We start from the raw sequence: 8613 nt of genomic DNA, 5'->3' as shown, positions 1-8613 counted from the left end.
GTTGATAGGCCGGATATGGAAGCACGGTAACGTGTGGAGTTGACCGGTACTAATAGGCCGAGGGCTTGTCCTCAGTTGCTCGCGTCCACTGTGTTAGTTCTGAGACAACGAACAGTTGTCGGCTTCGAGCAGAACACAATTGAAGAGTGTGCTTGTTCGCTCGAAACCATTAGGGTTTCGGTGGTTATAGCGTAGGGGAAACGCCCGGTTACATTTCGAACCCGGAAGCTAAGCCTTACAGCGCCGATGGTACTGCAGGGGGGACCCTGTGGGAGAGTAGGACGCCGCCGAACAATCTTTGGAAGGACCCTTGGTCCCAGCGTTCAGCTGGGGCCAAGGGTCCTTTTTTGTTTTTGCAGTGCGCGCTGGGCACCCGGTTGCGCGAGAATGACTTTGCGGTACCGAAGACAGGAGTCACCATGTCCACCAACTCTCCCGACGACCGACCGGAGCGCGACCAGCGGCGACGGGAGGGGGACCGGGGCGACCGCGGCTTCCGCGGCCCTCAGCGCGGGGACCGCGGCGATCGTGGAGACCGCGGTGACCGTGGCGGCTTCCGCCGGGACAACGACCGTGGCGGCTACGGACGCCGGGACGACCGGGGTGAGCGCGGCGGTTTCCGCCGGGACGACAGCCGTCGTGACGACAACCGTGGCGGTGGGGGCGGCGGGTACGGCCGGCGGGACGACCGGGATCGCGGTCCGCGCCGGGACGACCGGGGGGACCGCCCCACGTTCCGTCGTGACGACCGGAGCGGTGACCGTCCTGCTTTCCGTCGAGACGAGCGCGGCGGCGACCGTCCCCCCTTCCGTCGTGACGAGCGGGGTGGCGACCGTCCTGCTTTCCGTCGCGACGAGCGGAGCGGTGACCGTCCCCCCTTCCGTCGTGACGAGCGGGGTGGCGACCGTCCTGCCTTCCGCCGCGACGAGCGTGCGGAGCGTCGTGACGACCGGGGTGAGCGCGGCGGTTTCCGCCGGGACGACAGCCGTCGTGACGACAACCGTGGCGGTGGGGGCGGCGCGTACGGCCGGCGAGACGACCGCCGGGACGACCGACGTGGCGACGACCGTGGACCGCGTGGCGGCTTCCGGCGCGACGAGCGCCGGGACGACAGGCGCGATGACAGGCGCGACGGCGACCGTGGCGGGTACCCCCGCCGCGACGACCGCCGTGATGACCGGCGCGACGACCGCCGTGATGACCGCGGCTACCGCGGCGGTGACAACCGCGACCGTGGTTTCCGCGGCGATGACCGCGACCGCGGTGGGCGTGGTGATGACCGCGACCGCGGGTTCCGCCGTGACGACCGCGGTGGGTTCCGGGGGCGGGACGAGCGGCGTGGGGACGACCGCGGGGACCGTGGTGGGTTCCGGCGCGATGACGCCGGCCGGGGCGGGCGTCCCCCGTTCCGCCGCGAGGACGGCCCGCGCACCGACCGTGGTGGCGACTTCCGACGTGACGACAACCGCGGTGAACGCGGCGACCGCGGTGGCTTCCGCGGGCGTGACGACCGCCCCGGTCGCGGCCCCCGTCGCGACGACCGGGGCGGGCGCCCCGGAGGGTTCCGTGGCCGTGACGACCGCCGTGACGACCGACGTGGCGACGACCGACGCGGTGGCGGGCGGTTCCGTGACGAGCGCGAGCGGGACAGGGAGCCCATCAAGCGGCTGCCGATCCCGGAGGACGTCACGGGCGAGGAGATCGACAAGGACGTACGGCAGGAGCTGCAGAGCCTGCCCAAGACGCTCGCCGACGACGTCGCCCGGAACCTGGTGATGGTCGCGAGGCTGCTGGACGAGGACCCCGAGGGTGCCTACGGGTACTCCCGGGTCGCGCTGCGGCTGGCGTCGCGTGTCGCCGCCGTGCGGGAGGCCGCAGGCTTCGCCGCGTACGCCAGCCAGAAGTACGGCGAGGCGCTGGCCGAGTTCCGGGCCGCCAAGCGGATGACCGGGAACATCGACCTGTGGCCCGTCATGGCCGACTGCGAGCGGGGTCTCGGGCGCCCGGAGAAGGCGCTCGACATGGCCGGTGCGCCCGAGGTGCACAAGCTCGACAAGGCCGGGCAGGTCGAGATGCGTCTCGTCGCGGCCGGCGCCCGGCGCGACATGGGGCAGCTGGACGCGGCGATCGTGACGCTGCAGAGCCCCGAGCTGGCCGCCAACTCCGTGCAGCCGTGGACCGCTCGTCTGCGCTACGCCTACGCCGACGCGCTGCTCGCGGCCGGGCGTGAGACCGAGGCGCGGGACTGGTTCGCCAAGGCCGTCGAGGCCGACCGGGACGGCAGCACGGACGCCTCCGACCGGCTCGCCGAGCTGGACGGCGTGGAGTTCGTCGACGTCATGGTCGAGGACGACGACGTCGAGGACGACAACGTCGATGCCGATGCCGATGCCGATGCCGATGACGACGAGCGCGATGTCGATGCCGACGTCGATGCCGACGAGACCGGGGAGGCGGACCGCGTCGAGAGCTCCGAAGACGCCGACGACGCCGAGGACGCCGACGACGCCGAGGACGCCGACGACGCCGAGGACGGGGCCGGTTCTGCGGACGAGTCCGAGAAGAAGGACTGACCGAACCGGCACCAGCGCATGCGAAGGGGGCGGGTCCCGGCCGGGGCCCGCCCCCTTCGCATGTCCGAGTCCGGATGCTGCCGGACGGGGCCGCAGGGTCAGAGGTCCAGCGCGCGCAGGACCAGCCCCGTGGCCGGCTTCGGGCCGAACGACGTGGACTTGCGGGGCATCGTCACGCCCTGGCGGGCCAGGTCGCGGACGACCTCCTCGCGCACCGGGTGCATGAGCACCGCCGTGCCGCCGTCGCGTTCCGCCTTCTCGACCGTGGCGGCCGTGTCGTGGATGTAGGCGATGCGGTCCGGGGAGTCCTCGGGGATGTGCCAGACGTGCTTGAGGAGCGTGGCGTGCAGGACGGTCGCGTCCAGGGTGCGCCAGGCGGCGGGGCGGTCGGCGGGGATCGTGCGGTCCAGCAGCGCCGGGTCCGGACGGTCGGCCAGGTGGAAGGCGCCGTCGCCGGCGAGCAGGAAGGCGTTGCCCGCGCAGGCCGCGTCCGCCAGTGTCTCCAGGGCTTCCGGCAGCGGCACTTCGAGGCGCCGCAGGCGGAAGTGGCCCCGCAGGGCGGCCACGGCGGTGCCGACCGGGAGGCCGTGCAGGAGGCGGTGGATGGCGCGGACCCGCAGGGGGTAGCGGGCGGTGTCGACCAGGAGGACCAGGCCGTGGTCCCACGGGCTGGGAGAGGCATGCTCCGCGCGGAGGCGGCGGTAGGTCGCCCAGCGGTGGTGGCCGTCGGCGATGAGTGCCTGCTGGCGGGCCAGGTCGGACCGGACCGCGGCCAGGTCGGCGGGGTCGGTGAGCGACCACAGTCGGTGGCGGAAGCCGTCCTCGGTGGTGGTCTCCAGCAGGGGCGGCCCGCCGGCGGTGCGCTCGATCAGGTCAGCGGTGGCGGTCGTGGTGCCGTTGCCCCGGTAGGTGAGCAGCAGCGGTTCGAGGTTGGCCGAGGTGGCCCGCATCAGGTCCGCGCGGTCGGCGACCACGTGCGGCATGACGTCCTCGTGCGGCAGCACCACCTGCTCGGCCGGCTCCGACACGCGCAGGGCGCCGATGAGGCCGCGTTGCAGCATGCCCTCGCCGTCGCGCTGTTCGTAGACGTAGAGGCAGGGGTCCGGGTCGGTGGTCAGGACGCCCTCGGACACCCAGCGGCGCAGGGTCTCGGCGGCCTGCTCGTTGCGGGCGCCGGGGGTGGCGGCCTGGGGGAGGATCAGGCGGACGATGTTGTGCGGGTCGGAGGACTCGAGGTGGTGCAGGCCGTCGGGGCGCACCACGACGTCGTACGGCGGAGATGTGACGGCGGCAAGGCTGCCGACCCGGTCGGGGTCGTAACGAAGGCCTCGGAACGGGTTGAGTTCCAGGCCTCGGTGCGCCGTTGCCTCCGAGTGACCTGCTGTCTTCATCCCGGCATCGTACGGGTGTCGGTGCCATGGGGGATGATCGGGGGAAAGGCCGCCGAACGAGGAGCGATACGGGATGAGCCGGAGCGTCAGGACGAGGCCCGAGGGCAGTGGGCAGGCCCTGAGCGAGGCGTACGACACGGCGTTGCTCGACCTGGACGGTGTCGTGTACGCGGGCGGGAGCGCGATCGCGCACGCCGTGGATTCGCTGGCCGCGGCCCGGGAGGGCGGGATGCGCCTGGCGTACGTGACCAACAACGCGCTGCGGACGCCGGACACGGTCGCCGGGCATCTGACGGAGCTGGGCATACCGACGGGCGCGGAGGATGTCATCACCTCGGCGCAGGCGGTCGCGCGGCTGGTCAGCGAGCAGGTGCCGCAGGGGGCCCGGGTGCTGGTGATCGGCGGTGAGGGGCTGCGGGTCGCGCTGCGGGAGCGGGGGCTGGAGCCCGTCGAGTCGGCGGACGACGAGCCGGTGGCGGTCGTGCAGGGCTACGGCGGGCCCGATCTGCCGTGGGGGCGGTTCGCCGAGGCGTCCTACGCGGTGGCCCGGGGGGTGCCGTGGTTCGCGTCGAACACCGACCTGACGATCCCCAGCGGGCGCGGCATCGCGCCGGGCAACGGGGCGGCCGTGGAGGTCGTGCGGATCGCCACGGGCGCCGAGCCGCAGGTCGCGGGCAAGCCGCTGCCGCCGATGCACCGGGAGACGATCCTGCGCACGGGGGCGGAGCGGCCGCTGGTGGTCGGGGACCGGCTGGACACGGACATCGAGGGCGCGTTCAACGGGGAGGTCGACTCGCTGCTGGTCCTCACGGGGGTGACCGACGGGGCGCAGTTGCTCGCCGCGCCTCCGCAGCACCGGCCGACGTACGTGGACGCCGATCTGCGCGGGATGCTGGGCGGTCAGCCCGAGGTCGCCGAGGAGGGCGACGGCGGGTTCCGGTGCGGCGGCTGGACGGCGGCGGCCCGGGCCGATCGGCTGGAACTGGAGGGGGACGGCGAGGCGCTGGACGGGCTGCGCGCGCTGTGCGCCGCCGCGTGGACGGCCGCGGGGGAGGGCGTGTGCGAGCTGGACGGGGAGAAGGCGCTGGCGCGGTTGGGGCTGTGAGGAGGGGCGGTTCCCCTGCCGGCATCTGAGCGCTGACGGGCGGTCCCCTCGCGGGCTTCTGAGCGGCCGTCGGCGGTCCCCATGCGGGCTTCTGAGCGGCTGCCGGGAGGCGGGCCGGGGACCCGTGGGAGCGAGCCGGGTGCCCGAGCGGGGCGCCCGGCGGCCGGATCTTGCTCGCGTGCGAGGGTAGGCTAACCTAACTGCGTGTTGGTCGAGAGTCCCCCCGAACAGCGCGCGGAGACCGCCCCCGCGCCCCCGCGGCGACGGGCGGTGCGCGCCTTCGGGCTGCTGCTGTCCGTGGCACTCCTGGTGCTCGTCGCGCTGGCGAGTATCGCGATCGGCGCGAAGGAGCTGTCCATGGCGCAGGTCTGGCACGGCCTGTTCGAGGACTCGGGGACCTACGGGGACGTCGTCGTCGCCGAGCGGCTGTCGCGCACCGTGCTCGGGCTGCTCGCCGGAGCCGCCCTCGGCCTGGCCGGGGCCGTCCTGCAGGCCCTCACGCGCAACCCGCTGGCCGACCCCGGGCTGCTGGGCATCAACGCGGGCGCGTCCGCGGCCGTGGTCACGGCCATCACCTACTTCGGCGTCAGCTCGCTCACCGGGTACGTGTGGTTCGCCTTCTTCGGCGCGGCGGCGGTCGGGGCGCTGGTGTGGTTCCTGGGCGGCAGCCGGGGTGCGACACCGGTGCGGCTGGCCCTCGCCGGTACGGCGATCAGTGCCGCGCTCTACGGCTACCTCCAGGCCGTGATGATCATGGACCAGGCGGCGCTCGGCAAGATGCGGTTCTGGACGGTGGGCTCGCTGTCCGCGGCGACCGACGCGACCATCGAACAGGTCCTGCCGTTCCTGCTGGCCGGCTTCGTCCTCGCGCTGGCTCTCGCGCGACCGCTCAACGCCATGTCCATGGGGGACGACACCGCCCGGGCCCTGGGCGCGAACCTGAACCGCACGCGGGCGCTGTCCATGCTGGCCGCGACCGTGCTGTGCGGGGCCGCGACCGCCGCCTGCGGACCGATCGTGTTCGTCGGGCTGATGGTGCCGCACGTGGTCCGCTCCTTCACCGGACCCGACCTGCGCTGGATCCTGCCCTACGCGGCGGTGCTGTCGCCCGTGCTGCTGCTGGGCGCCGATGTCATCGGCCGGATGGTGGCCCGGCCCGCGGAGCTCCAGGTGGGCATCGTCACGGCGATCATCGGCGGCCCGGTGTTCATCTTTCTCGTACGACGGCGGAGGACGGCGCAGCTGTGAGGACCACCAACCGTGCCGTGCGGACCCCGGGCGGGCTGTCGATCCGCCTGGACCTGCGGGCCCTGACCGTCGTGCTCCTGCTGGTGGTGGCGGCGCTCGTGGGGAGCGTCGTGCTCATCGGCACCGGCGACTTCCCGATCCCGGCCGCCGACGTGCTGCGGACCCTGGCCGGCGAGGGCAACCCGGGCCAGGAGTTCATCGTCAACGAACTGCGGCTGCCGCGCGTCCTGGTCGGACTGCTCGTCGGCGCCTCGCTGGGACTGGGCGGCGCGCTGTTCCAGTCCGTCTCCCGCAATCCGCTGGGCAGCCCGGACGTGCTCGGGCTCGGCCAGGGCGCGACCGCCGGGGCGCTGACGGTGATCGTGCTGTTCTCCGGCACCGCCGATCAGGTCGCCCTCGGGGCGCTCGCGGGCGGCCTGGTCACCGGTGCCGCGATCTACGTGCTGGCCTGGAAGCGCGGCGTGCACGGCTACCGGCTGGTCCTGGTCGGCATCGGCGTCTCGGCCGTCGTCACGGCGGTCAACGGCTATCTGCTCACCAAGTCGGACATCATCGACGCGGCCCGTGCGGTGGTGTGGATGACCGGCTCCCTCGACGGCCGCGACTGGGAGCAGGTGTGGCCGCTGCTGGCGCTGACGGCCGTGCTGGTGCCGCTCGTCCTGGTCAACGCCCGCGGGCTGCGCATGATGGAGATGGGCGACGACGTCTCCTGCGCGCTCGGGGTGCGGGTGGAGCGGGTCCGGCTGCTGATGATGGTGGCGGCCGTGCTGCTGACGGCCTCCGCGACGGCCGCGGCGGGTCCGGTCGGTTTCGTGGCGCTCACCGCTCCGCAACTGGCCCGGCGCCTGACCCGCTCGCCGGGGCCGAACCTGGTGCCCTCCCTGTGCATGGGCGCGGCCCTGCTGGTCGTCGCCGACCTGGTCTCGCAGCGGGCGTTCGGCGCCGAGCAGCTGCCCGTCGGCGTGCTCACCGGTGTGCTCGGCGGTGTCTACCTGCTGTGGCTGCTGGTCACCGAGCGCAGGGCGGGCCGGATATGAGCCCCGCCCCGGACGCCGGCAGTGGCGTCGGCAGCGGCGTCAGCGGCGCCGTCAGCGGACCGAACGAACGAAGGAGCCCCGTGAACCGCCTGTCCGCCGAGAGCGTCACCCTGGCCTACGACCAGCGGGTGATCGCCGAGCAGTTGTCGGTGGAGATACCCGACCACTCCTTCACCGTCATCGTCGGGCCCAACGCGTGCGGCAAGTCCACGCTGCTGCGGGCGCTGTCGCGGATGCTCAAGCCGAACCAGGGGCGGGTCCTGCTCGACGGGCAGGTCATCCAGTCGATGCCGGCGAAGAAGGTCGCGCGCACCCTGGGCCTGCTGCCCCAGTCGTCGATCGCGCCCGACGGCATCACCGTCGCGGACCTCGTCGGGCGCGGCCGCTATCCGCACCAGGGCATCCTGCGCCAGTGGTCCGCCGAGGACGAGCGGGTCGTGCAGGAGTCCATGCGGCAGACGGGCGTGGCCGAGCTCGGCGACCGCTACGTCGACGAACTGTCGGGCGGGCAGCGCCAGCGCGTGTGGATCGCCATGGCGCTCGCCCAGCAGACGCCGCTGCTCCTGCTCGACGAGCCGACGACGTTCCTCGACATCCAGCACCAGATCGACGTGCTGGACCTGTGCGCGGAGCTGCACGAGGAGCAGGGCCGCACGCTCGTCGCCGTGCTGCACGACCTCAATCACGCCGCCCGCTACGCGACCCACCTCATCGCCTTGCGCGGGGGCCGGGTCGTCGCCGAGGGGGCGCCGAAGGACATCGTGACGGCGGAACTGGTGGAGGAGGTCTTCGGGCTGCGCTGCCAGGTCATCGACGACCCGGAGACCGGCACACCGCTGGTGGTGCCCGCGGCACGCCGGGCCCGCGCCGCGGCCGCCGCGAAGGCGGCGAGCGCAGCCGCGGACCGGCCCTAGAGAAGCTTCCTGAGCTGGAGCAGGTCCCGCACGCCCGCGTGCAGCTTCACCCGGCCCGCACCCCAGGCCCTGGCGAAGTGCAGGTCGCCGCCGACCAGCGCCACCAGGTCGTCGCCGGTCATGGCGAGTCTGATCTCGGCCTTGCCGGGCGGCGGGCCGGGCACGGTGTCGTGCACCTCGATCCGCCCGCCGCGCATCCGGCCCGTGAACGTCACGTCCAGGTCGGTGATGTGGCAGCTCACCGAGCGGTCCAGGGCCGCGGCCGCGCGGACGTCCCCTTCGGCGCGCTGCATGCTGTCCGAAAGCTTGTCGAGTGCGCTGCGGCACTCCTCGATCGTGGCCATC

7 protein-coding genes, 2 rRNA genes and 1 pseudogene are annotated in these 8613 nt (G+C 73.2%); 8 read left to right on the top strand and 2 right to left on the bottom strand.

The window, feature by feature from the left end:
* The 4 genes and pseudogenes from ACFYWG_RS31565 to ACFYWG_RS31550 form a co-directional block, all read left to right on the top strand.
* A 23S ribosomal RNA gene (locus ACFYWG_RS31565) occupies positions 1-73 on the top strand; the annotation flags it as partial.
* Between the two features lie 103 nt (positions 74-176).
* Positions 177-293 (top strand): 5S ribosomal RNA (gene rrf, locus ACFYWG_RS31560).
* An 84-nt stretch (positions 294-377) separates the two neighbouring features.
* A pseudogene (locus tag ACFYWG_RS31555) lies at positions 378-1190 on the top strand (hypothetical protein); the annotation flags it as partial.
* 477 nt (positions 1191-1667) lie between these two features.
* Positions 1668-2573, top strand: a complete 906-nt coding sequence (locus tag ACFYWG_RS31550) for a hypothetical protein (RefSeq protein ID WP_389204348.1) — start codon at positions 1668-1670, stop codon at positions 2571-2573.
* 98 nt (positions 2574-2671) lie between these two features.
* Here ACFYWG_RS31550 and ACFYWG_RS31545 read toward each other — a convergent pair whose 3' ends face one another.
* Entirely contained in the window at positions 2672-3964 is a 1293-nt protein-coding gene (locus ACFYWG_RS31545; protein WP_389204337.1) for a DUF1015 domain-containing protein, read from the bottom strand.
* Positions 3965-4037: 73 nt separating this feature from the next.
* Here ACFYWG_RS31545 and ACFYWG_RS31540 point away from each other — a divergent pair, with 73 nt between their 5' ends.
* From ACFYWG_RS31540 to ACFYWG_RS31525, 4 genes are all read left to right on the top strand, one after another.
* Positions 4038-5069 carry an HAD hydrolase-like protein gene (locus tag ACFYWG_RS31540; RefSeq protein ID WP_376331205.1) on the top strand — a complete coding sequence of 344 codons (1032 nt, stop codon included), beginning with the start codon at positions 4038-4040 and terminating at the stop codon, positions 5067-5069.
* 204 nt (positions 5070-5273) lie between these two features.
* Positions 5274-6317: a FecCD family ABC transporter permease gene (locus tag ACFYWG_RS31535; protein ID WP_389204336.1), complete on the top strand. Its 1044-nt coding sequence runs from the start codon at positions 5274-5276 to the stop codon at positions 6315-6317.
* Positions 6314-7354: a FecCD family ABC transporter permease gene (locus ACFYWG_RS31530; RefSeq protein WP_389204334.1), complete on the top strand. Its 1041-nt coding sequence runs from the start codon at positions 6314-6316 to the stop codon at positions 7352-7354. Before ACFYWG_RS31535 ends, ACFYWG_RS31530 begins: the two co-directional genes overlap by 4 nt.
* A complete protein-coding gene (locus ACFYWG_RS31525; RefSeq protein WP_385420575.1) occupies positions 7351-8268 on the top strand; it encodes an ABC transporter ATP-binding protein in 918 nt (305 codons plus the stop codon). Before ACFYWG_RS31530 ends, ACFYWG_RS31525 begins: the two co-directional genes overlap by 4 nt.
* Here ACFYWG_RS31525 and ACFYWG_RS31520 read toward each other — a convergent pair.
* The gene (locus tag ACFYWG_RS31520; protein WP_376331213.1) at positions 8265-8612 is read right to left on the bottom strand and encodes a sterol-binding protein; all 348 of its coding nucleotides are present in this window, start codon (positions 8610-8612) and stop codon (positions 8265-8267) included. The two genes, ACFYWG_RS31525 and ACFYWG_RS31520, sit on opposite strands and share 4 nt — an antisense overlap.
* Position 8613 lies beyond the last annotated feature (1 nt).

This window comes from Streptomyces sp. NPDC003456, from assembly GCF_042878735.1.
In the GTDB taxonomy this organism is placed as follows: domain Bacteria; phylum Actinomycetota; class Actinomycetes; order Streptomycetales; family Streptomycetaceae; genus Streptomyces.
This window is presented reverse-complemented; position numbering and strand designations above follow the sequence as displayed.

Bases quoted from the DNA above. Each gene is read 5' to 3' on its own strand.
- ACFYWG_RS31545 (WP_389204337.1), bottom strand. From the start codon at position 3,964: ATGAAGACAGCAGGTCACTCGGAGGCAACGGCGCACCGAGGCCTGGAA.
- ACFYWG_RS31540 (WP_376331205.1), top strand. From the start codon at position 4,038: ATGAGCCGGAGCGTCAGGACGAGGCCCGAGGGCAGTGGGCAGGCCCTG.
- ACFYWG_RS31525 (WP_385420575.1), top strand. From the start codon at position 7,351: ATGAGCCCCGCCCCGGACGCCGGCAGTGGCGTCGGCAGCGGCGTCAGC.
- ACFYWG_RS31520 (WP_376331213.1), bottom strand. From the start codon at position 8,612: ATGGCCACGATCGAGGAGTGCCGCAGCGCACTCGACAAGCTTTCGGAC.